At 47.8% G+C, this 23,727-nt stretch carries 22 protein-coding genes and 1 riboswitch; of the genes, 20 read left to right on the top strand and 2 right to left on the bottom strand.

Annotated features, from left to right (window positions below; translation table 11 throughout):
- Window positions 1–24: 24 nt before the first annotated feature.
- Window positions 25–1,581: an ABC-F family ATP-binding cassette domain-containing protein gene (locus ACTNBR_RS01445; protein ID WP_441016783.1), complete on the bottom strand. Its 1,557-nt coding sequence runs from the start codon at window positions 1,579–1,581 to the stop codon at window positions 25–27.
- Window positions 1,582–1,728: 147 nt separating this feature from the next.
- A riboswitch (cobalamin riboswitch) is annotated at window positions 1,729–1,927 on the top strand.
- A gap of 128 nt (window positions 1,928–2,055) precedes the next feature.
- On the opposite strand from ACTNBR_RS01445, the gene ACTNBR_RS01440 reads away from it, so the two are divergent.
- The 6 genes from ACTNBR_RS01440 (at window position 2,056) to ACTNBR_RS01415 (ending at window position 7,616) form a co-directional block, all read left to right on the top strand.
- Complete coding sequence (locus ACTNBR_RS01440) at window positions 2,056–3,264, top strand: ABC transporter substrate-binding protein (RefSeq protein WP_441042653.1); 1,209 nt, start codon at window positions 2,056–2,058, stop codon at window positions 3,262–3,264.
- Between the two features lie 30 nt (window positions 3,265–3,294).
- On the top strand, window positions 3,295–4,347 hold the full coding sequence (locus ACTNBR_RS01435; protein WP_441016777.1) for a FecCD family ABC transporter permease: 1,053 nt from the start codon (window positions 3,295–3,297) through the stop codon (window positions 4,345–4,347).
- Window positions 4,347–5,477: an ABC transporter ATP-binding protein gene (locus tag ACTNBR_RS01430; RefSeq protein WP_427820618.1), complete on the top strand. Its 1,131-nt coding sequence runs from the start codon at window positions 4,347–4,349 to the stop codon at window positions 5,475–5,477. The genes ACTNBR_RS01435 and ACTNBR_RS01430 overlap by 1 nt, the downstream gene beginning before the upstream one ends.
- Complete coding sequence (locus ACTNBR_RS01425) at window positions 5,462–5,989, top strand: cob(I)yrinic acid a,c-diamide adenosyltransferase (protein WP_427807214.1); 528 nt, start codon at window positions 5,462–5,464, stop codon at window positions 5,987–5,989. Before ACTNBR_RS01430 ends, ACTNBR_RS01425 begins: the two co-directional genes overlap by 16 nt.
- 59 nt (window positions 5,990–6,048) lie before the next feature.
- Complete coding sequence (yfcE, locus tag ACTNBR_RS01420) at window positions 6,049–6,603, top strand: phosphodiesterase (protein ID WP_427807215.1); 555 nt, start codon at window positions 6,049–6,051, stop codon at window positions 6,601–6,603.
- 488 nt (window positions 6,604–7,091) lie between these two features.
- Window positions 7,092–7,616 carry a hypothetical protein gene (locus ACTNBR_RS01415; RefSeq protein ID WP_427807216.1) on the top strand — a complete coding sequence of 175 codons (525 nt, stop codon included), beginning with the start codon at window positions 7,092–7,094 and terminating at the stop codon, window positions 7,614–7,616.
- A 118-nt stretch (window positions 7,617–7,734) separates the two neighbouring features.
- Here the strand turns inward: ACTNBR_RS01415 and ACTNBR_RS01410 are convergent, their stop codons facing one another.
- Window positions 7,735–9,039, bottom strand: a complete 1,305-nt coding sequence (locus ACTNBR_RS01410) for a glycosyltransferase family 2 protein (protein WP_441016774.1) — start codon at window positions 9,037–9,039, stop codon at window positions 7,735–7,737.
- 186 nt (window positions 9,040–9,225) lie between these two features.
- Here ACTNBR_RS01410 and cbiD point away from each other — a divergent pair, with 186 nt between their 5' ends.
- The 14 genes from cbiD to cobA are packed head-to-tail and all read left to right on the top strand — an operon-like array spanning window position 9,226 to window position 23,727.
- Window positions 9,226–10,365 carry a cobalt-precorrin-5B (C(1))-methyltransferase CbiD gene (cbiD, locus tag ACTNBR_RS01405; RefSeq protein WP_441016771.1) on the top strand — a complete coding sequence of 380 codons (1,140 nt, stop codon included), beginning with the start codon at window positions 9,226–9,228 and terminating at the stop codon, window positions 10,363–10,365.
- 18 nt (window positions 10,366–10,383) lie between these two features.
- Window positions 10,384–11,130 carry a precorrin-2 C(20)-methyltransferase gene (gene cobI / locus ACTNBR_RS01400; RefSeq protein WP_441016768.1) on the top strand — a complete coding sequence of 249 codons (747 nt, stop codon included), beginning with the start codon at window positions 10,384–10,386 and terminating at the stop codon, window positions 11,128–11,130.
- A complete protein-coding gene (gene cobM / locus ACTNBR_RS01395) occupies window positions 11,130–11,888 on the top strand; it encodes a precorrin-4 C(11)-methyltransferase (protein WP_427807270.1) in 759 nt (252 codons plus the stop codon). Before cobI ends, cobM begins: the two co-directional genes overlap by 1 nt.
- Window positions 11,889–11,897: 9 nt before the next feature.
- The gene (gene cobJ / locus ACTNBR_RS01390; protein WP_427807221.1) at window positions 11,898–12,629 is read left to right on the top strand and encodes a precorrin-3B C(17)-methyltransferase; all 732 of its coding nucleotides are present in this window, start codon (window positions 11,898–11,900) and stop codon (window positions 12,627–12,629) included.
- Window positions 12,622–13,839: a precorrin-6y C5,15-methyltransferase (decarboxylating) subunit CbiE gene (gene cbiE / locus ACTNBR_RS01385; RefSeq protein WP_441028325.1), complete on the top strand. Its 1,218-nt coding sequence runs from the start codon at window positions 12,622–12,624 to the stop codon at window positions 13,837–13,839. Before cobJ ends, cbiE begins: the two co-directional genes overlap by 8 nt.
- Window positions 13,840–15,243: a cobyrinate a,c-diamide synthase gene (locus ACTNBR_RS01380; RefSeq protein WP_427807223.1), complete on the top strand. Its 1,404-nt coding sequence runs from the start codon at window positions 13,840–13,842 to the stop codon at window positions 15,241–15,243.
- Window positions 15,228–16,313 (top strand): nicotinate-nucleotide--dimethylbenzimidazole phosphoribosyltransferase, encoded by a 1,086-nt coding sequence (cobT, locus tag ACTNBR_RS01375; protein WP_441016762.1) that lies wholly within the window; start codon window positions 15,228–15,230, stop codon window positions 16,311–16,313. The genes ACTNBR_RS01380 and cobT overlap by 16 nt, the downstream gene beginning before the upstream one ends.
- Window positions 16,314–16,331: 18 nt before the next feature.
- Window positions 16,332–17,093: an adenosylcobinamide-GDP ribazoletransferase gene (locus tag ACTNBR_RS01370; protein WP_427807225.1), complete on the top strand. Its 762-nt coding sequence runs from the start codon at window positions 16,332–16,334 to the stop codon at window positions 17,091–17,093.
- The gene (locus ACTNBR_RS01365; protein ID WP_427807226.1) at window positions 17,084–17,665 is read left to right on the top strand and encodes a histidine phosphatase family protein; all 582 of its coding nucleotides are present in this window, start codon (window positions 17,084–17,086) and stop codon (window positions 17,663–17,665) included. Before ACTNBR_RS01370 ends, ACTNBR_RS01365 begins: the two co-directional genes overlap by 10 nt.
- Window positions 17,662–18,618, top strand: coding sequence for an adenosylcobinamide-phosphate synthase CbiB (gene cbiB, locus ACTNBR_RS01360; RefSeq protein WP_441016759.1), 957 nt, complete (start codon window positions 17,662–17,664; stop codon window positions 18,616–18,618). The genes ACTNBR_RS01365 and cbiB overlap by 4 nt, the downstream gene beginning before the upstream one ends.
- A 44-nt stretch (window positions 18,619–18,662) precedes the next feature.
- Complete coding sequence (locus ACTNBR_RS01355; RefSeq protein ID WP_427807228.1) at window positions 18,663–19,769, top strand: pyridoxal phosphate-dependent aminotransferase; 1,107 nt, start codon at window positions 18,663–18,665, stop codon at window positions 19,767–19,769.
- Complete coding sequence (locus ACTNBR_RS01350; protein ID WP_441016756.1) at window positions 19,732–21,258, top strand: cobyric acid synthase; 1,527 nt, start codon at window positions 19,732–19,734, stop codon at window positions 21,256–21,258. Before ACTNBR_RS01355 ends, ACTNBR_RS01350 begins: the two co-directional genes overlap by 38 nt.
- Entirely contained in the window at window positions 21,246–22,133 is an 888-nt protein-coding gene (gene hemC / locus ACTNBR_RS01345; RefSeq protein ID WP_427807230.1) for a hydroxymethylbilane synthase, read from the top strand. The genes ACTNBR_RS01350 and hemC overlap by 13 nt, the downstream gene beginning before the upstream one ends.
- Complete coding sequence (gene cobA / locus ACTNBR_RS01340) at window positions 22,123–23,727, top strand: uroporphyrinogen-III C-methyltransferase (RefSeq protein WP_427807231.1); 1,605 nt, start codon at window positions 22,123–22,125, stop codon at window positions 23,725–23,727. The genes hemC and cobA overlap by 11 nt, the downstream gene beginning before the upstream one ends.

The following is a 23,727-nucleotide window of genomic DNA, read 5'->3' as shown; positions in this document are numbered from 1 at the left end:
AAATTGTTTTTGTGTGAATAACAATTACACAATCTTTGTCGTCCATTTGGAGCAGTCCCACACCGCATTTACAATATCCTGGTAGAATTCCGGCTCATGGCAGATGAGGAGCAGGGTCCCGCGGTATTCCTGAAGTGCCTTTTTCAGTGAATCCTTGGCATCTACATCCAGATGATTGGTAGGTTCGTCCAGCATCAGCACATTGGTTTCTTTGTTCAGGATCTTGCACAGGCGCACTTTTGCCTGTTCCCCGCCGCTCAAGACGCGAATCTGGCTTTCGATGTGTTTGGTCGTAAGTCCGCATTTGGCGAGCGCGGAGCGTACTTCATACTGAGTGTAGGAAGGGAATTCTTCCCAGATCTCATCGATGCAGGTGGTTCGGTTGTTGTGGTCTGCCTCCTGTTCAAAATAGCCGGTCAGCAGATTCTCGCCCAGCTCACATTTACCGGAAAGCGGAGGAACCAGACCGAGAATACTCTTGATCAGCGTAGTCTTTCCGATTCCGTTTGCACCGGTCAGCGCAATTTTCTGGCCACGCTCCAGCGTGAGGTTCAGAGGCCGTGAAAGGGGTTCGTCGTAACCGATGACGAAATCTTTGGTCTCAAAGATGTATTTACCCGGTGTCCGGCCGAGGCGGAAATGGAATTCCGGCTTCGGACGCTCGGCGGCGAGCTCTATGACATCCATCTTATCCAGCTTTTTCTGACGGGACATGGCCATGTTGCGGGTGGAGACGCGCGCTTTATTGCGTGCCACAAAATCCTTGAGTTGGCTGATTTCCTGCTGCTGCTTCTTGTAGGCAGCCTCAAGCTGGGCTTTCTTCACTTCGTAGATTTTCTGGAAATTGTCATAATCTCCGACGTAGCGGTTCAGTTCCTGATTTTCCATATGATAAATGATGTTCACCACTTCATTCAGAAACGGAATGTCATGGGAAATCAGGACGAACGCATTTTCATATTCGGTGAGATAACGTTTCAGCCAGTTGATATGCTCTTCGTCCAGATAGTTGGTTGGCTCGTCCAGAAGCAGGATGTCCGGCTTTTCCAGAAGGAGTTTGCCGAGCAGGATACGGGTGCGCTGGCCGCCGCTTAAGTCGGTGACATCCTTGTCCAGTCCAAGATCCAGAAGCCCCAGCGCGCGTGCGACTTCTTCGACCTTTGCATCGATCACATAGAAATCGTGCATGGCCAGTGTGTCCTGGATGGTCCCAAGCTCTTCCATAAGTGTCATCATAGTATCTTCATCCACGTCCCCGAGGCGGTCACAGATCTCGTTCATCTTCGTTTCCAGTTCAAAAAGCCAGGAAAAGGCGGATTTCAGCACATCGCGGATCGTCATGCCCTTTTCAAGTACAGTGTGCTGATCGAGATAACCGACACGGACATTTTTTGCCCATTCGATTTTCCCTTCGTCCGGCTGGAGTTTTCCTGTAACAATATTAAAAAAAGTAGATTTTCCTTCTCCGTTGGCTCCGACAAGTCCAATGTGTTCGCCTTTCAGAAGACGGAAGGACACATCATGAAAAATGGCGCGGTCACCGAAGCCGTGGGAAAGATGTTCAACATTTAAAATGCTCATTTTCGATTCTCCTTTGTTATGTGGTAACAAGTGACAGTGTCCTGCTTATTATATTATATCTACCGGATAAAAGGCAATGGATTTCGAAAGGATTTCAAGGGAAAAATGCGGTTGCCATACAGGCGGGGATATGTTATAGTGAGGGTGTTCTATATTGGGCTTTTCAGTGCCGGGCAGATGATTCAGATCTGCCGGGTTAAAAGGGAATCAGGTGCAAATCCTGAGCGGTCCGGCCACTGTAAACAGGGAGCGAGGTTATAGATAAGTCATTGCGTATCCAGCGCGAGAAGGCATAACCGGGCGATGAGCTGTAAGTCAGGAGACCTGCTGAGAAGAATGTGAATAGCTTCCGATGAAAGCATAGATTTGCAGAATATTTCAGGGGGAAGTCTGCTTTCGTACAGGAAAAGCGGGCTTTTTTGAATGGGAAATCTGTGCTTTGCGGATCGGATCGAAAGTGGAAAGAGGGATACGATGAAAAAGAGAGCAGCACGGTTCCTGTGTATGATACTGATTACAGTACTGGTTTTCGGAATTTCAGGATGTGGTCCGGAAGAGAAAACGAAGCCGGAAACGGAAGAGAATAAGACGACATCTGAATCACAGCAGGAAGAGGCGAAAAAAACGTCGGGACCGTTGGAAATCAAGGGACTTTCTTATGAATCTGCGATGGAACTTGATTATGCAAAAGGGTTCGGGGTATATTATTATCAGGATGGATATAAGCTGATCCGGATCCGGGACGGAGAAGACTATCTTCTTGTGCCGGAGGGCAGGAATATTCCGTCGGATCTGGAAGAAGACATCGTGATTTTACATCAGCCGCTGGACCGTATTTATCTTGCGGCAACATCGGTGATGGCATTATTTGATTCGCTTGATGCATTGGATGCGATTCGCCTGAGCGGGACACAAAAATCCGGCTGGTACATTGAAAATGCGGTGCAGGCTATGGAAGATGGCGCCATCCTTTATGCCGGAAAATACAGTGAGCCGGATTATGAACTCCTGATCGATGAGGAATGTGATCTGGCTATTGAATCCACGATGATCCTGCATACTCCGAAGGTGCAGGAGATGCTTGAGATGCTTGAGATTCCGGTATTTATCGACCGGTCCAGTTATGAGACGCATCCGCTTGGAAGAACGGAGTGGATCAAGGTCTATGCCGCGATGCTGGACAAAGAAGAACAGGCAGAGACATTTTTCAAGGAACAGTCCAAAGTAATCGAAGAACTGAAGGACTTTGAAAATACAGAGCAGACGGTTGCCTTTTTCTATGTGAGTACCGATGGAACCGTCGTGGTCAGAAAGTCCGAAGATTACATTCCGAAAATGATCGAGATTGCGGGTGGACGTTATGTTTTCGATGATCTTGAAAATACGGAAAATAACAGTGCGTCGATCAGCATTTCTATGGAAGAATTCTTTGCATCTGCAGCCGACGCGGACTATCTGATCTACAATTCATCAATCGATAATCCGGTGGAATCGATGGAGGATCTTCTGGCGAAAAGTGAGCTGTTTGCAGATTTTAAAGCGGTGCGGGAAGGAAATGTGTGGTGTACCGGAAAGTACCTGTATCAGGCGACAGACATTGTCGGAAATCTGATTACAGACATTCATCTGATGCTTACCGATGGAAAAACGGAGGAGATGACATTTTTATATAAAGTGTCATGACGATATCAGGATATGAGAAAGTGAGGAACAATGGAGAAAAGGAAGAATAAGCCGGTACGAATGGAAGAGATGAGAAGACGGATCCGGTATTTGCTGGTGTTTGCCGGACTTCTGGCTGCATTTTGTGTGATTATTGTGCTGAATATTAATACGGGAAACGTACATATTTCTGTTTCTGAGATTTTGAATATTCTATTCGGACAGGCAAAGCAGGATGCGAATTACAGAATCATCTGGAAAATTCGTCTGCCAAGAGTTCTGATGGCAGCCCTTCTCGGAGGTGCCCTTTCTCTGTCCGGGTTCCTGCTTCAGACTTTTTTTGCCAATCCGATTGCAGGCCCCTTTGTGCTTGGCATTTCCTCGGGCGCGAAAATGGTGGTCGCCCTGACGATGATCGTATTTCTGAAGTACTTCAGCAGAGTCTCTTCGTATACGCTCATTATAGCGGCATTTATAGGTTCACTGATTGCGACCGGATTCATCCTTCTGATGTCAAGAAAGATCAATCATATGGCAACCCTTCTGGTGGCCGGAATCATGATCGGCTATATCTGTTCGGCGGTTACGGATTTTGTGGTTACATTTGCGGAGGACTCGGATATCATGAATCTGCACGGCTGGTCTCAGGGAAGCTTTTCCGGGATGAGCTGGAGCAACGTGAAGGTTGCTTTTGTATTGATTGCTGTCACCGTTGTGATTACCTTCCTCTATTCCAAGCCAATCGGTGCGTACCAGCTTGGCGAAGCCTATGCGAGAAGCGCAGGAGTCAATATCCGGGTTTTTCGTGTGCTTCTGATCCTGCTATCCAGTATGCTGTCGGGCTGTGTGACCGCATTTGCCGGACCGGTTTCTTTTGTTGGGATCGCGGTTCCGTTTCTGGTTAAGAGGATGCTGAATACGGCAAGGCCGCTGATCGTGATCCCGGGAACATTTCTGGGAGGAGCGGTGTTCTGCATGGGGTGTGATCTTATTGCACGGATGGCATTTGCACCGCTGGAACTCAATATCAGTACGGTCACTTCCATTTTCGGAGCACCGGTCGTCATCTTTATGATGCTGCACAGACAGAAGGGAAGAGAATGATGGAAAATGCATATGTAAAGTTGCAGGATCTGACGGTAGGCTATCATGGGAAACCCCTGATCCGCGATATTTGCACGGAGATTCAAAAAGGGGAGATCGTAACACTGATCGGTCCAAATGGTGCTGGAAAATCGACCATTTTAAAAAGTATCACCCGACAGATCAAAACGCTTGGAGGAAATGTCTCCATTGCGGATGAGAGGATTGATGCTATGGAAAATGCTATTCTTGCCAGGAAAATGGCGGTGGTGCTGACGGAGCGGATGAAGACGGAACTGATGACCTGCCGCGATGTGGTGGAAACCGGTCGGTATCCGTATACCGGAAGGCTGGGGATCCTCACGAAGAAAGATAAAGAAATCGTAGATGAGGCAATGGAAGCGGTGCATGTCCGTGAGCTTGAAAATCAAAGCTTTCAGGCGATCAGTGACGGGCAGAGACAGCGGATCATGCTTGCGCGTGCGATCTGCCAGGAGCCGGAGGTTCTGATCCTGGATGAACCGACTTCCTATCTGGATATTCATTATAAACTCGAACTTCTGTCGATGCTCCGGAAACTGGCAAAGGAGAAAAAAATCACGGTCGTCATGTCGCTTCACGAGATCGATCTGGCACAGAAAATATCGGATAGGATTCTCTGCGTCAGGGGTGACCGGATTTTCTGCTATGGGAAACCGGAAGAAGTATTCAAAGAAGAAGTAATCCGGGAACTCTACGGACTCGACAACGGATCCTATGACCCGTGCTTTGGAAGTGTCGAGCTTCCGAGACCGGAGGGAGAGCCGCGTGTTTTTGTAATCTCCGCCTGCGGAACAGGCATTCCGGTATACAGGAAACTGCAGAAAGAAAATATTCCGTTTGCTGCCGGAATACTATACCGCAATGACGTGGACTATCATGTGGCGAAAAGGCTTGCGGCAAAGGTGATCGAAGAAGAACCATTTTGCAGTATCCGTGATGAGGCATATCAGGAGGCAAAAGCAACGATCGATTCCTGCCAGTACGTTATCAACGCAGGCGTTACGATCGGAGAGGGAAACCAGCGGATAGCAGAACTTCTGCATGCTGCCAAAAAGAGTGGCAAAATCTGTGAATGGAAGGAAGGGAGCGGTGGATGGAAAGTGGAATGATTCATATTTATTGCGGAGACGGAAAAGGGAAAACGACAGCGGCAACAGGACTTGCCGTCCGTGCGGCTGGCTGTGGACTTAAGGTGCTGTTCGTACGTTTTCTGAAAAATGAGAATTCTGGAGAACTGCGGATTCTGGATATCATACCGGAAATCGAAGTGATGCATATGACAAAAAGCTTCGGTTTCTTTAAGACGCTTGACGCAAAAGAGCAGGAAGAGGCACGAAGCGCCTATGCGAAGCTGTGGGATGACGCAATCCGGAAAATACAGGAAGAGCCTTATGATATGCTGGTCATGGATGAGTTTATGGCGGCTTATCAATACGGAATGATCGACCACGAAGCGGCTGTAACGTTTCTGAAAGAACGGCCGAAAGGCTTGGAGGTCGTTCTGACCGGAAGAAATCCGGAACCGGAGCTTCTGGAACTGGCGGATTATATCTCTGAGATTACAAAAAGAAAGCACCCATTCGATCAGGGAATTTATGCCCGGCGCGGGATCGAGTATTAAAACAAGATTCTGTTGGAATTGGTTTAGTGGAAAAAAGACAGAAAGATGAGGAAAGAAAAATGAAATGGATGATCGCATCCGACATTCACGGGTCGGAATATTATTGTAAAAAAATGCTGGAGGCATATGACAGAGAAAAGGCGGGGAAGTTATTGCTTCTCGGCGATGTCCTGTATCATGGGCCGCGAAATGATCTGCCGAGAGATTATGCACCGAAGGCAGTTATAGAACTGTTGAACGCGCGGAAGGATCAGATTCTCTGCGTGAGAGGAAACTGTGATACAGAAGTAGATCAGATGGTGCTGAAGTTCCCGGTTCTGGCGGATTATTGTATTGTATGCGATGGAAAAACGACAATCTATGCGACACATGGACACGTTTATAACGAAAAGAATTTGCCTCCGATTCAGAAAGGAGATATCCTTCTGAACGGACACACTCATGTGCCGAAATGCACGCAGCATGAGGAGTATGTTTATATGAATCCGGGTTCCGTTTCCATTCCGAAAGAGGAAAGCCATCATGGATATATGATTCTGGAGCAGGATGAATTTGTTTGGAAAGATCTGGATGGAACTGAAATAATGCGGTGGAAAAATGAACATGTAAAATGAACATGTAAAATTAAACTACAACTTCAATGACAGGGAACGAAACATCTGTTATAATAATACTTGTCCGAAAGAGGTGGCGGAAGACGAGGAGTTATTATCTGAAACCGACACTTCTGCATGACAAGAGGATTGGAGCATGAATATGATTTATGGAAATGTGATATGCTCACGGAACGTCAGATTTATACGAAGGAGGGTGATCGTCATGGATATTTAAGGAATTGACCTAATCAGACAGTTGTTATATCTTTCAAGGACAAAAATCTATTATTACTATCAATTTATTATCATGGATACATGTGCTTATCATGTATTTTGTTTTCAAAAGCGTTCTGGCTCTTTTTTAAGAGCTTCAAAATTTACCAGTTTTGAAAAAATAATCAGTCGTAATTGTTCGATAATTACACAAATAATCACATCATTACCATATTGATTGCCGGTATGGCAGGCTCATTCCTCACATCTAAAGAAAAGGAAGGTAAAAAATTATGAAAAAAATGGTATCATTTGTAACTGCACTCGTTTTATGTGCAAGCTCTTCATTGCCGGTATTTGCCGCGACACCCAAATATTCTATCAGTATGCCAAAGATTCCGCAGATCCATGTTGAGTTATCCGACAGTGTGAAGGAAGCTGTCAATCAGGCTGCAAAGAAGCAGATTGAAAAGATGATTCTGGACAAACCGGAGTTGACTTCAACTACGTATCGCCATAAAGGGAAAATATATGGCACATATTCATTCCTCAAGATTGAATGGGGAGAAGTAGAAGGTGCGACTTCTTACAAAGTGGAGATTACCAAACCGGATGGAACCAAAAAGACTTATGAGACAACAAATGCTTATCTCAGTGTGAAAGAAGGAAGTGATGACTTTATCACAGAATGTCCGAAACAAAAGACGGAAAACGGTGTTGAGTGTGCGACGGTCAGAGTGCGCGCGTATGGTGAGAATGAGACTTACAGTGCGTGGTCTGAAGAAGAGCGCATCAGCTGTAATGCAATCCATTCGTAGTACTTAAGCCGTGTGCAAACGACGGTGATGATTATTGCGTTGTCCTCTGTAAAAATGTGAAAGAGAAAAAGGATTGCGGTGTACGGGTGGCATCGCAATCCTTTTATATAGCATTTTCTTATAGTATTTTCTGTATGTTGTTTTTGATCTTTTCTGTGAGTGCGGCATACTGGATCAGTTCATCTTCTGTAAAACCTGCATATTTAGCCTGCTCGAAATTACTCTGGGCAGCGGCGATCTCATTTTGAATTGGAGATGCAAGCGGAAGGAATGTGATCTTCAGCTCTTTTGTGGTGCGATTTTCTTCATATTTCAGCATGTTTTTTAAGGAAAGCCGTTGAAGTAAAAGTGAGAGACTGCGCACGGTGATTCCGGCAAAGTCTGCAATTTCCTTTCTGGTTCCGATATGCCTGAGCTGGCTGAGACATAAAAGCAGACGCACTTCGCCCAAAGTGAGATTGTTCTTCTGGGCAATCGGTTCCAGATAGTAATCCAGAAGCTTACGGTCACGATAGTCATCCATAAGAATGCCTTCTCCTGCAACAACTTCCTGACTGACGCTGTTGCGTTCTTCCCCAAGCTTTTTGGAGCCGGAGAAGAAAGAAGGTGGTACAGCTCCGTCGCCTGCCGCGTCCACCAGAAAGCGATAAACCTGCAGACGGTTCTTCTCATAATCTTCCTCATCGAGGACATGTTTGTAAAAATTATTATAGTATTCAAAGACCATCAGTTTCATTTTAATGGTTTTGCTGATACTCATTCCCTGGCTTGCGAGGGATCCTTTTGTCTTCACATAGTAATAAACCGGAACCTGCAGTGCATAGAATACTTCGGCATGTCTGATATACTCCAGGTTAAACATAAAATCTTCACACCAGCTGATCTCAGGGTTCATTCGAAGATGGTATTTCTCTACAATGTCATGCCGATAGAGCTTGTTCCAGAGAACACCGTAATAGAAATCCGCAGGATTCTGGAGCATATGTGCGGAGAATTCTTCCTGAGTCAGTACGCAGTCATCATCGATATCGCCTTTGTGGGCGACTCGTTTTCCTACAACACGGTAGAAATCGGAGATGACCATATCACAATGATAGCGTTCCGCTTCTTCGACAAACAGCCTGGTAGCGTTCGGAGTGATCCAGTCATCGCTGTCGAGAAACTGCAGGTAAGTGCCGCATGCAAGATCCAGCGCCATATTCCGGGTCTCGGAAACTCCGGTATTTTCCTTATGTATCAAACGGATTCTGGAATCTTCCGCTGCATAGCGGTCACAGATCGTTCCGGAAGAATCGGTGCTGCCGTCATCGATGAGCAAAAGCTCAAAATCCCGGTATTCCTGATTGATAATGCTTTCAATACACCGGGAAATCGTTGCCTCGGCGTTATAAACCGGTACAATAATACTTACGGTCGGGTTCATAAATTCACACTCCTAACTATTTTTAACTGGTGTACTGGAAATATTGTATCGCATTTATCCATAAAAATACAGTGGATTCTCAAAAATGTCTGGTGTAGAATAATGGCATGGTTGCAGGAAACGGGAAAATTCCTTATAATAGTAGAAGTGATTTTGGAAAATGGATTGGAGAAGGACTCATATATCATGGAAAACAGCAGAATAGTCTGGAAGAATCAGAAGAAGATGAGAACAGGATACACCACCGGAAGCTGTGCCGCCGCTGCTGCGAAGGCCGCTGCTGTCATGCTGTTAACCGGTGAGGAAATACAGAATGTCAGGCTTATGACACCGGCCGGCATTTTGCTCTATCTGGAAATTGAGCACATTGAGAGACAGAATGATTTCGTCAGCTGTGCGGTGAAAAAGGACAGCGGGGATGATCCGGATGTGACGAACGGAGTCTATGTATTTGCTAAAGTTGCAAAGAATGAGTCCGGCCGGATCACGCTTGACGGAGGGGAAGGTGTGGGCCGCGTGACGCGCAAAGGTCTGGAGCAGGCGGTCGGAGAGGCGGCAATCAATAAGATCCCCAGACAGATGATATTAAATGCCGTTGAAGAGCAGATGAAACTGGCCGGATATGACGGAGGCCTGGAAGTGGTTATTTCCATTCCGGAGGGAAAGAGGCTTGCTGCGCAGACGTTTAATCCCCGACTTGGCATTGAAGGTGGGATTTCTGTACTTGGAACAACCGGAATCGTGGAGCCTATGAGTGAACGGGCACTGACCGATACCATTTTCATGGAAATGAAGATGCTGAAAGAAAACGGGGCATCTTACTGTTATCTGGTTCCGGGAAATTATGGAACGGATTTTTTGAGAGAAAGTCTTGGTTATGACGGGAATCTGGCTGTGAAATGCAGCAACTATATAGGAGAAGCACTGGATGATGCGGTTTGTCTGGAAATGAAGGGTATTCTTCTGGTTGGGCATGTCGGCAAGCTGGTGAAACTGGCCGCCGGTGTCATGAACACACATTCCAGACAGGCGGACTGCCGGATGGAAGTGCTGGCGGCTCATGCGGCAGTTGCAGGGGCCAAAAGGGAGGATGTGGCCAGCATCATGGAGTGCATTACGACAACGGAGGCACTGGATATTCTGAAAAGTGCCGGGATTCTGGAAACGACGATGCGTGGCATCATGGAGAAGATCGAGGAACATATGAGGCACAGAGTGGGGGATCGTGTGGAAACAGCAGCGGTCATGTTTGAGACATCTTACGGGATTCTCGGGAAGACGCCCCTTGTCGATGAGATAGCGGCTAGTATACAAAAAAGGTTATAGAGCAGGGAGAAAAAAGTCATGAAAGGTAAATTTTATGTGATAGGAACGGGACCGGGGGATCCGGAACTTCTGACGATAAAGGCAGTCAGGATTCTGAGGGAGAGTGACATCATTGCGATTCCTGTTTCGGGTGCGGACTTTTCGGGGACCTATTATGAAGAAGAGAAGGAAACAGCTGTGAGGGAAGAACTGCTGGAACGCTGCGCGGCATGGAAAATCGTGCGGCAGGCGGTACCGGAACTGGAAAAGAAAGCAAAGCTGTATTTGTCCATGCCGATGATGAAGCAGAAGGATATTCTTCGGAACATTCATGATGAGGATGCAAAAGCAGCGGCAGGGTGGCTGGAGAAAGGAAAAACGATTGCATTTATTACACTCGGGGATCCATCTGTGTACTCGACGGGGATGTATCTTCATCACAGGATCAAAGAATGGGGATTTGATACCGTTATGGTTCCGGGAGTGCCGTCTTTCTGTGCTGCTGCTGCCCGGCTTGATATGGAAATCGCGAAAAACCGGGAGGAAATCCATATCATTCCGGCATCTTACGGATTGAAGGAGAGCTTGTCGCTTCCCGGGACAAAGATTCTCATGAAAGCGGGTAAGAAGCTCCCGGATGTCAAAGAAGAAGTTAGATCCCGGGGTATGGAAATCTGTATGGTGGAGCATTGTGGAATGGAGCAGGAGAGAATCTACAGATCAGCGGAGGAGATCCCGGATGAGGCAAGTTATTATTCCCTGTTGATCGTGAAGGAGGAAGAATGATGATTCAGTTTGTAGGAGCAGGACCGGGGGCAGAAGATCTGATCACGGTTCGGGGGCAGAAGCTGCTCATGGAGGCGGACATTGTGGTTTACGCAGGATCTCTTGTGAATCCGAAACTGCTGGATATGTGTAAGGAAACATGTGAAATATTCAACAGCGCATATATGACACTGGAGGAAGTACTGGAAGTGTTGATTCGCGGGGAGAAGGAAGGAAAGCATGTGGTGAGACTGCACACGGGGGATCCTTGTCTGTATGGGGCAATCAAGGAGCAGATGGATGCGCTTGATGCCGAAGGGATTTCCTACGAAGTCTGCCCGGGGGTCAGTTCCTTTTGCGGGGCAGCATCGGCACTAAAAGCGGAATATACACTTCCCGGAATTTCCCAGTCGGTGGTGATTACCAGAATGGCGGGACGTACGCCGGTGCCGGACAGCGAATCCATCCGCAGTTTTGCAGTGCATCAGGCGACGATGGTGATCTTCTTAAGTACCGGTATGCTGGGTGAACTTTCAAAAGAGCTGATTGCAGGAGGATATCCGGAAGATACACCGGCGGCTATCGTGTACAAGGCAACCTGGCCGGAGGAAGAGGTACATCATTGCGAGGTGAGGACTTTGAAAGAAACCGCAGAAAAATATGGGATTCGTAAAACGGCGCTGATCGTTGTGGGAGCCATCTTAAATGGAGATTACAGGCGTTCGGAGCTCTATAATCCGGCGTTTACGACTGAATTCAGACAAGGAAAGGCAGAATAAGGAGCAGGTATGGGAAAAGTATATGTAGTGGGAATCGGCCCGGGTGCGAAGGACCAGATGACGGTACGAGCGGCAAAGGTTTTAAGCGAATGTCAGGTAATCGTGGGTTATACGGTGTATATTGATCTGATCAAGGAAGAATATCCGGACAAGATCTGTTTGTCTACTCCGATGAGGCAGGAGGTGCAGCGTTGCCGGATGGCGCTTGAGGAGGCCGGGAAAGAACAGAATGTAGCAGTGGTCTGCAGTGGAGATGCAGGGATATATGGAATGGCAGGGCTGGTGTATGAGCTTGCAGCGGATTATTCGGGTGTGGAGATTGAAGTAGTTCCAGGTATCACAGCCGCTTCCGGAGGAGCCGCAATACTTGGAGCGCCGCTGATGCATGATTTTGCAGTCATCAGTCTCAGTGATCTGATGACGCCCTGGGAAAAAATAGAAAAGCGTCTCCGGATGGCTGCAATGGCAGATTTCGTAATCTGCATTTACAATCCTTCCAGCAGGAAAAGAGCGGATTATCTGAAGAAAGCCTGCCTCTGTATGATGGAATATAAAAAGGAAGATACGGTGTGCGGCATTGTAAAAAATATCGGTCGGGAAGGCGAATGTATGAAGATACTGAGTCTTAAGGAACTATCTGAGACGGATGTGGATATGTTTACGACTGTATTTGTAGGAAATGAAGAGACCAGAATAATCGGAGATAAAATGGTGACGCCAAGGGGATACAAGAATGTGTAGAAATTGCAGGGTTTTCTGTGTCGGAGTCGGAGTGGGAGATCAAAAGCTTCTGACGCTGGAAGCAGAGGAATGTATTGAAGAAAGTGATCTGATCATCGGAGCAGCCAGGATGGTGGAATTATTTGCGGATGGGAAACGGCCGCAGTTTATAGAATACCGGCCGGAGAGGATCCGAGATTATCTGGTGGAACATATAGAATATGAAAAATGTGCGGTCCTTTTTTCCGGGGACACCGGATTTTACAGCGGGGCAAAAGCACTGGTAAAGGTCTTGGAGGAAAGTGGGATTGCGGTGCAGATTCTGCCGGGGATTTCTTCAATCGTGTATTTGGCGGCACGCCTTCACACAAGCTGGGAAGATGCTGCGATCTGCAGCATTCACGGAAGAAAGCAGAATTTTATCCAGGCAGTCAGAGAGAACCGAAAGACGTTTCTGATTCTTGGTAAAGATTCCGGCGCGATGATCTGTGAAAAACTGGAATACTACGGACTGCAGAATTTGAAGCTCTATATTGGAAATCGCCTTTCTTATGCGGAGGAAGAGATTCTTACCGTTCAGGCATCGGACGCGAAACCGGAGAATTTCGCGGAGCTTTCTGTTGTGATGATCGAAAACCCGGAGCCATCACGGAGAGTCTGTGTGCATTTGCCGGATGAAGCATTTATCCGTGGAAAAGTGCCGATGACGAAGGAGGAAATCCGAACGTTAAGTCTTGCCAGTCTTATGCTCACCCGGGATGCGGTCCTCTATGATGTCGGCGCCGGAACCGGATCTGTATCGGTCGAAGCGGCACTTCAGGCGCCGGGGATCCGCGTTTATGCTGTGGAAAAAAAGGCGGAGGGCATTGAACTGATTCTGGCAAATAAGAAAAAGTTTATGACGGACAATCTGGAGGTTATTCATGGTGTGGCACCGCAGGTGCTGGAAGGCCTGGAAATACCCACCCATGTATTTATCGGAGGAAGTTCCGGAAATCTGAAAGAAATCCTGCGATGCGTCCGCAGGAAGAATCCGGACGCAAGGATCGTGATCAATGCAATCTCGTTGGAAACACTGAAAGAAGTGATGGAAGCTGCAGAAGAAGGACTTCTTCAGGAACCTGAGATCCGTCAGATCACGGCATCAAGAGCGCATAAGCTTGGAGATTATCACATGATGATGGGAATGAATCCTGTTTATATTGTATCAGATGGGAGAATAGATGGATAAATGAAAATACCTGGAATTATGATTGCGGCTACGGCGAGCGGAAGCGGGAAGACGGCAGTCACCTGTGCTCTGATGGAAGCTCTTGTGAAAAAAGGAATAGGTGTGGCAGCATGCAAATGTGGTCCGGATTATATTGATCCCATGTTTCACCGGAACGTGCTGGGAATCGATTCGGAAAATCTGGATCTGTTTTTCTGCGAAAAAGAGCAGCTGCGCTCTTGTTTTACACGACATGCGTCAAATGCCGATGCAGCCGTCATTGAAGGCGTTATGGGATATTATGACGGGATGGGCCTTGGCACAGAGGAGGCGAGCTCCTATGATGTGGCACGAACGCTTGGCGTTCCGGTGATCCTGGTGCTTCCGTGCCGCGGAATGGCTCTGTCGATTCTGGCTGTGCTAAAGGGAATGCTGGAATTCCGGAACGACAGCCATATCAGCGGAATCATTCTAAACCGTATTTCACCGTCACTGTATCCGAAAATGAAAGAGATGATCGTGCACGGGCTGCGGGAGATGGGGCATGATGTGAAAGTGCTGGGATATGTGCCGGAACATCCTGCGTTTCAGCTGGAGAGCCGTCATCTGGGACTCATCCTTCCGGAGGAAATTGCTGATCTTAAGAAACAGATTGAAGAGGCGGCAGAGATCCTTGAGAAAAGTGTGGATCTGGATGCGGTGCTCGCACTGATGGATTCGGATGTAGAAAGAAAGAATTCAGCAGAAAGCGAAGTGGTACCGGGAAACCGGGATGCAAAGGAGCCTGTTACAATTGCTGTTGCGCGGGATGCTGCGTTTTGCTTTTATTATAAAGAAAATCTGGAAATTCTGAAAACGCTTGGATGTAGGCTGGTCTGGTTCAGTCCTCTGGAGGATAGCAAGATGCCTGAAGAGGCAGATGGGATACTGCTTGGCGGGGGATATCCGGAAATCTATGCCAGACAGCTTTCTGCCAATGCATCCATGAGACAGGATCTGAAAGAAAAGCTGAATCAGGGAATGCCGTGTATCGCAGAATGCGGAGGGTTTCTGTATCTTCTGGAACAGCTTCAGGGAACGGACAAAAGCTTTTATCCGATGGTAGGATTGCTCGAAGGAAGTGCAGAAAAGAAAGAGCGGCTGATCCGTTTCGGGTACATGAATGTAAGAGCAGAAGCAGACGGATGTTATCTGCGGAAGGGAGAGTGTATCCGGGGACATGAATTCCATTATTGGGAAGCCCAAAAAATAGGAGAAGACTGTCTGGCTGAGAAGCCGGACGGAAGACGGAGCTGGAGAGAAATCCATATGAAGAACAGGATTTTTGCGGGATTTCCGCATCTTTACTGGGGCTCAAACCCGGAATTTGCCGTAAGATTTGTGAAAGAATGCCAAAGGAGACGAAAAGAATGCAGGAGAAAATAAAAACAGAACAGGAACAGCTGGAAGAGATAAAAATGCAGATTCGGCCTCTGGATGAAAAGAGCATGGATCTTGCAAAGAAGAGGTGGATGAGCGTTGCAAAGCCACTGTTCAGTCTGGGGAAGCTGGAGAAAGCAGTGATTCAGATTGCGGGGATCCTGGGAACAGATTACTATGAATTGAAAAAGAAGGGCCTTATTATCATGTGTGCCGATAATGGAGTGGTAGAAGAGGGAGTCACACAGACCGGGCAGGATGTGACGGCGGCTGTGGCGGATAATTTCACCAAAGGGCAGGCGAGTACCTGTATTATGGCTCAGGTAGCAAATGTTGATGTCTTCCCGGTTGATATCGGAATGGTATGTGATGTTGCTTCTGTCACAAAACCGGCTGATAAGGTGGCGTACGGCACAGCCAATCTGGCCAAAGGACCGGCAATGACCCGGGAACAGGTGCTGCAGGCAACTATGGTCGGCATCCGTCAGGTGAAAGAAAAGAAAGAGGCCGGTTATGCCATCCTGGCGACCGGAGAAATGGGAATCGGAAATACGACTACCAGCAGTGCGGTGGCAGCGGTGCTTTTGAATGAAGAAGCAGAGACTGTAACAGGAAAAGGAGCCGGACTTAGTAGTGATGGACTGAAGAGGAAGATCCGGGTCATCCGGGAAGCAATTGAAAAACAGAAACCGGAACAACAGGATGTGATCGATGCCCTTTCTAAAGTGGGCGGCCTGGATATAGCGGGCCTTATGGGGGTATTCCTGGGAGGAGCCATGTATCGGATTCCAGTCGTGATCGACGGGTTTATCTCTGCTGTGGCGGCACTTTGCGCGGTACGTCTTGTGCCGGAGGCGGCCGGATATATTCTGCCTTCTCATGTGTCAAAGGAACCTGCCGGGCAGCTTGTACTGGATGCGCTCGGCATGTCTCCACTTTTGATCTGTGACATGTGTCTCGGTGAAGGAAGTGGAGCGGTAGCGGTGATGCCGCTCCTTGAAATGGGCCTTCAGGTGTATCGGAAAATGGGAACATTTTCGGAAATGGATATTGAGCAGTATCAGGTATTATCATAACAGTGTGGAGTGAGTACGATGAATTGGATACAATCTTTGATCATTGCATGTTCCATGTATTCCAGGATCCCGATGCCGGTGATCGAATGGAATGAAAAAAATATGAAGTATGCGATGTGTTTTTTCCCGCTGATAGGCGTGGTAACAGGGGGTATACAGTATCTTGCCGGAAGCGTGATGTACCATCTTTCTGTAGGGAGAATTTTGCTCGCGGCGGTGATGACGTTACTCCCTGTCGTGGTAAGCGGCGGAATTCATCTGGATGGATTTATGGATACGATGGACGCGCTTGGTTCCTGCGGGGACCGGCAAAAGAAGCTGGAAATTCTGAAGGATTCTCACAGCGGAGCATTCGCTGTCATGGGAATGGGATGTTATCTGGTGTGGAGTCTGGGAATCTGGTCGGAACTTACGGAAGAAATGCTGGCACCGGCTGCGTGTATCTATGTCATTTCCAGAGCCCTCAGCGGATATTCGGTGGTCACTTTTCCTGCGGCGAAAGACAGCGGGCTTGCGCGGACCTTTAAGGATCGCGCACAGAAAAGAACGGTGCAGATTACGTCTGTCCTGTGGCTGCTTGCGGGAGCTGCGCTGATGTTGTGGACGGATGCACGTGCTTCGATAGGAGCGGCCATCGGCGTTTTCTGTTCCTGGGTCTATTATCGCAGGATCTGCAGAAAACAATTTGGAGGAGTGACAGGGGATCTGGCAGGATTTTTCCTTCAGGTCAGTGAACTTGCCATGCTGACAGGAATGGTGGTGATGCAGGCATGGAAGTGATATTGATCCGTCATTTTAAGACAAAAGGGAATCTGGAAAAAAGATATATCGGAAGAACGGATGAGCCGCTTGACCAGATGGCGATACCACAGCGTATGCAGGAGCTGAAGACCGAGCGGGTAATTGTAAGCCCGATGAAACGTTGCAGGCAGACCGCGGAGATCCTCTTCCCCGGGCAGACACAGACTGTCTGTGATAGCCTTAGGGAATGTGATTTTGGAGAGTTTGAAGGTAAGAATTATTTAGAATTGTCAGCGAATCCGCTTTATCAGGGATGGATTGATTCCGGCGGTACGATGCCATTTCCGGGAGGGGAAAGTCATGATGAATTCCGGAAACGGTGTGTGCAGGGATTTGAGCATATGATGGATCAGCTTGAGAAGGATGCCTGTAAAAATGCCGCTTTTGTTGTTCACGGAGGAACAATCATGTCAATTCTGGAAACGTTTGATCCGGAACACAGAGAATTTTATCACTGGCAGGCGGCAAACGGAGAAGGATTTCGAATTAAGATTCCGGACGAAGCATGGAAGTCCGGCAGAAAATATTTTGCGGAGATTGAGAAACTATGAGAATACTTTGTGTCTGTGTGGCAGGTTTTGTGCTGGATGCCATTTTGGGGGATCCGGTGTGGCTGTATCATCCGGTGCGGCTGATTGGGAAATGGATTGAAATCATGGAAAAGGTGCTTCGGGCGATATGCGGAGAAACAGACCGGGCGCTGCACGTGGCGGGGATCGTTCTCTGGTTTGCAGTCGTTATCGCTTCGACAGGGATTCCTGTAATTCTTTTATACTTTATAAATTCTGTAAATCCGTGGCTGGCATTTGTCGTGGAAATGTTCTGGTGCTATCAGATTCTTGCGGGGAAATCACTGAAAACGGAAAGTCGGAAGGTGTATGATCGTTTGAAGGAACATGATCTTCCTGGAGCGAGATATGCGGTCTCCATGATCGTCGGAAGGGACACGAAAAATCTGAGTGAGCAGGGTGTGACAAAGGCAGCTGTAGAAACGGTGGCTGAAAATACATCTGACGGGGTGATCGCGCCACTATTTTACCTGATGATAGGCGGGGCGCCCCTCGGATTTTTCTATAAAGCTGTGAATACGATGGATTCCATGGTAGGATATAAGAATGACAAGTATCTGTATTTCGGAAGGTTTGCTGCGAAAATGGATGATCTGTTCAATTATATTCCGGCAAGGCTTTCCGCATTTTTTATGATACTGAGTGCGTTTTGCCTTGGAATGGATGGCAAAGGAGCCCTTCGGATCTATTTGCGTGACCGGAGAAAACATGCCAGTCCCAATTCGGCACAGACAGAAGCAGTCTGCGCAGGGGCGCTGGGAGTACAGCTGGCGGGAGATGCATATTATTTTGGAAAATTATATCATAAGGAAACGATCGGTGATCCGGTCAGAGAAATAGAGGCGGAGGATATTGTCCGGGCGGGCCGTCTGATGGACGGAACAGCGGTGTCAACGCTGATCGTACTGGGCCTTCTCCGGATTGTGGTTCTTTAGAAATAACAGAAGAAGTGTACAAATCAACAGAAAGGGGAAGAACATTGGAATATATACATGGCGGAGATATTTACACATACACGGGAATGACAGACTTTTCCGTTAATGTAGGACCGTTTGGACCAAGTATGGCAGTGATGGAAGCGGCGAGAAAGGCAGTCGCTGAGATTGGTAATTATCCGGACAGCCGGTGCGGGAAGCTGAGAGAGGCGTTGGAAAAAGACACCGGAATACCGGGAAAACAGTTCGTCTTTGGAAACGGCGCTGCAGAGTTGATTTACGATGTGGTTCGTGCGGTGCGTCCGAAGAAGGCAGTCATCAGTGTTCCGACGTTTGCAGAGTATGAGCAGGCCCTTCAGACAGAGGAATGTGAAATTCTGTATCATGAAAAGAAAGAGGAGGAAGGATTTGCGCTGGGTGAGGATTTCCTGGAGTTTTTGCGGGATGATGTGGATATAGTGTTCCTTTGTTCACCGGATAATCCGTCCGGAAGAAGCGTGCCGAAAGGACTGCTTCGAAAAATACTGAGAATATGTGAAGAAAAACAGATCTTTATGGTGTTGGATGAATGTTTTCTGGATTTTATGGAGAATGCATCCGAAATGACAATGATAAAAGAAGCGGCAAAGAGCAGTTATCTCATGGTGATCCGGGCATTTACCAAAATGCATGCCATGCCCGGACTCCGCTCGGGGTATGCAGTGAGTAGAAATGAAAGCATTCTGGAGAAAATGGAACGATGTCGGCAGCCCTGGAATGTATCAATCCCTGCTCAGGCGGCATCACTTGCGGCACTTAAGGAAAAGAAAAGAGTGCAGACGACCAGGGAATTTATTACCAGGGAAAGAAAATGGATGGAAGAAGGGCTGGCGGAGATTGGAGTTACCTTCTTCCCATCGGAAGTAAACTACATTTTGCTGAAAAGTGATCTGGATCTGTTTGAGAAGATGAAGGAATATCGGATCCTGATCCGGGACTGCAGCAATTACCGGGGACTCGAGAAAGGATTTTACAGGATTGCGATCCGGCAGCGCGGGGATAATCACAGATTGCTGGAAGCATTGTATGATATATATTCGAAGAGTGTGAAGGTAGAAGAAACGGAGGAGACAGATGGCGAAATCGATCATGATCCAGGGAACGATGTCTAATGTGGGCAAGAGTATTCTTGTCGGAGGGCTATGCCGCATTCTGAAGCAGGACGGCCTTCGCGTAGCACCGTTTAAATCCCAGAATATGGCACTCAATTCCTTTATCACCACGGAAGGTCTGGAGATGGGGCGCGCTCAGGTGATGCAGGCTGAGGCGGCAGGTATTCAGCCGTCTGTTGATATGAATCCAATCCTGCTGAAACCGACCACGGATACGGGATCGCAGGTAATCGTGCGGGGTGAAGTGACGCGAACGATGTCTGCATCGGAATATTTTCGAAAAAAGAAAGAATATATACCGATGATTCTGGAAGCGTATCATCGGTTGGAAGAACAGTATGATGTTATTGTGATCGAAGGTGCCGGGAGTCCGGCCGAGATCAATCTGAAACAAAATGATATTGTCAATATGGGACTGGCGGATATGGTGGATGCGCCGGTCCTTCTGGCGGGCGATATAGATCGTGGCGGAGTGTTTGCACAGATCGTGGGGACGATTGAACTTCTGGAAGAACATGAGAGGATGCGGGTCAAAGGAACGATCATCAACAAATTCCGGGGGGACAAAGGAATTCTGAAACCGGGACTTACGATGTTGGAGGAAAGAACCGGGATACCGGTCTGTGGGGTGGTACCGTATCTGCACCTTGACATTGATGAAGAGGACAGTCTGACGGAGCGGTTTGAAAGAAAAGGTGGTTCCGGCCTGGCAGACATTGTTGTCATACGGCTTCCGAGAATCTCGAATTTTACAGATTTTGCACCGCTGGAACACAGGAAAGAACTTTCTGTCCGATATGTCTCATCTGCAAGGGATTTTGGTAATCCGGATGCGGTTCTGATCCCGGGGAGCAAGAATACGATGGAAGATCTGTTGTGGATGCGCCAGAATGGTCTGGAAGGGAAAATACTCCGGCATGCGTCTTCCGGAAAATTAGTTTTCGGGATCTGTGGCGGATATCAGATGCTGGGAGAGGAGATTCTTGATCCTGAACAGGTGGAAAAAGGCGGCAGCATTCAGGGAATGGGACTGCTTCCGGTTTGCACTGTTTTTCAGGGGGAAAAGACAAGGAGCAGAATTCATGGATGTTTCGGTGATACACAAGGAATCCTAAGCGGACTTTCCGGATCACATCTGGAAGGATATGAGATCCATATGGGCAGGACAACTCTGAGAAAAGGAAACCCGCTCCTTAAGATTCAGGAAGAACTGCATGAAGAGACGGGAAAAGTGGATGGCACCTGGCAGGGAAATGTGTATGGTTGTTATATCCATGGAATCTTTGATTCGGCTGAAGTGTCGGACGGATTGGTAAGGGCTGTCTTAAAAGCAAAGGGAGTGGATACGGATCAAGTCATGACGATGGATTACAACCGATATAAGGAAAATCAATATGACCTTCTCGCAGATGCCCTGCGGGAGAATCTGGATATGAATTATATTTATGAAGTAATTGAGAAAGGGATGAAGATGCCATGCAGTCTGTGATTCGAATCGGAAGCAGAAAAAGTAAGCTTGCGGTGATACAGGCCGAAATTGTAAAAAAACGGATTTTGCAGTTTCATCCGGAACTGGAAATTGAAATTGTAACGATGAAAACAACCGGAGATAAGATCCTGCATCAGAGCCTTGAGAAGATCGGGGGAAAGGGGCTGTTTGTGAAAGAACTGGATCATGCACTCATGGAGGGCAGGATCGATCTGGCAGTGCACAGTCTGAAAGATATGCCTTCGGAAATATCGAAGGAGTTACCGGTCTTTGCATTTCCGAAAAGAGGAGATCCGCGGGATGTGCTGGTCTATTCAGAGCAGGCCGTGCAAACGGGAAGGCTACAGATCATTGGGACCGGCAGCAGGAGAAGGCAGATCCAGATGGCAGAACGGTTTGGGGACTGCAGATTTGAAGGAATACGGGGAAACATCCGGACCCGCCTGGAGAAGCTGGAGACGGAGTCATACGATGCTCTTGTACTGGCGGCAGCAGGACTTCAACGGCTGGGGATGGAGTCGCGGATCGGAAGATATTTCGATGTGGAGGAAATGATCCCGGCAGCGGGTCAGGGGATTTTGGCAGTGCAGGGAAGAAAAGGAGAAAACTGGATCTGGGAAGAGATTCTGGATCACAGAGAGACGCGAGCAGCAGCGCTTGCTGAACGGCAGTTTATTGCGGAACTGGGAGGAGGGTGTACATCACCGGTTGCGGCACACGCGAGGACGAAAGGGGAAGAACTCTGTCTGTCGGGACTTTATTATCGTGAGTCGGATGGTCGGTTTTTTAAGGAAAAGATCGCGGGGACTTGTCAAAAAGCGCAGGAAGCAGGCGCCCTGCTTGCAAAAGAGATGAGACGGAAATATGGTGATTGATAAAAAAATCAGGGAGACGGACATGGAGCAGCAAGGAAAGGTATGGCTTGCGGGAGCAGGACCCGGCGATGTCGGCCTATTAACAATAAAAACAAGAAAAATCATGGAGGAGGCAGATACAATCGTATATGATGCACTGGTCAGTACAGAAATCCTCAGCTTGATTCCGGATGAAAAAGAAATGATTGATGTAGGAAAACGCCAGGGAAATCATCCTGTCCCGCAAAAAGAGATCAATCAGATTTTGCTGGAAAAGGCAATGGAAGGAAAAAAGGTACTCCGTCTTAAAGGCGGGGATCCATTTGTGTTTGGAAGAGGAGGAGAGGAGGCAGAAGTGCTTGCGGAACACGGAATACTATTTGAAGTGGTTCCGGGAGTTACATCTGCAGCAGCTGTTCCGGCCTATGCAGGAATTCCGGTGACACATCGCGATTACACGTCTTCTTTTCATGTAATTACAGGACATCCGAGAAAAGACGGAAGCAGCCGGATCGATTATCCGGCGTTGGTTTCATTAAAGGGGACATTGGTTTTCCTCATGGGGATCACTTCGCTTGGAAAGATCTGTCGTGGACTTATGGATGCAGGTATGGATCCAGATACCATGGCAGCTGTCATAGCGAAAGGAACAACGGCTGGACAAAAAAATGTGGTTTCCACGTTGGAACATTTGGAAGACGAAGTCCTGCTTTCCGGAATCGGGACACCTGCATTGGTCGTAGTCGGGTCGGTCTGTTCACTGGCAGGACGGTTTGCTTGGAGGGCAGCTCTGCCTCTTAACGGGAAACAGATTGTAGTGACCAGACCCAGGGAAAATCCGGGACATCTGGCTGGGTGGCTGAGAACATTAGGAGCACAGGTCATTGAAATGCCTACTATACGTACCAAGGTGATCTCGCCGAATGAGAGACTATGTGAAGTGATGAAAAAATTCGGAACATGTGCCGATCAGGAATGGCTGGTATTTACCAGTGTGATCGGTGTGCGGGTATTCTTTCAGGAACTGAAACATCTTAAAATCGATCTGCGGCAGCTGCTTGGGGGACCGGCGGATATAAAAATTGCCGCAATCGGTGCTGCAACAGAAAGGGAGCTTGCAGGAACAGGCATTTTTGCGGATGTGGTTCCGGAGATTTTTAACGCGGAGAGTCTGGGAACTTGTATTGCAGAAAAGGCAGCTCCGGGAAGTCATATCGTCATTGTGCGGGCGGAGCAGGGATCTCCCGAATTGTTGCCTCCACTTGCGAGAAAGAGACTTGCTGTTGAAGATATTCCGCTCTATACTACGGTGTATACAGAAAATGATGCTGTGACCGGAAGAGTGAAGCATCTGCTTGAAAATGGAGAAATTGATATCGTAACATTTACCAGCGCTTCTACGGTAAGAGGGTTCGTGGCTTCTTTCGAGAAGAGTGGATTTGAAAACATGTGTGCAGTTTGTATCGGGGAGCAGACAAAAAGAGAAGCCGAGCGTTGCATGAAGACATCGGACGAGAGAAATGCACTACAGATTCTGACGGCAGAAGAAGCCTCAGAAGAAGGAATCCTTCAGACAATTTGTGATCATTTCCTGCAGAATACGAAAAGAGAATGA

Source organism: Bariatricus sp. HCP28S3_F11 (genome assembly GCF_052065395.1).
Lineage (GTDB): Bacteria > Bacillota > Clostridia > Lachnospirales > Lachnospiraceae > Allocoprococcus.
The sequence above is the reverse complement of the archived record's forward strand: the minus strand, read 5'-3'. Positions and strand labels throughout refer to the sequence as shown.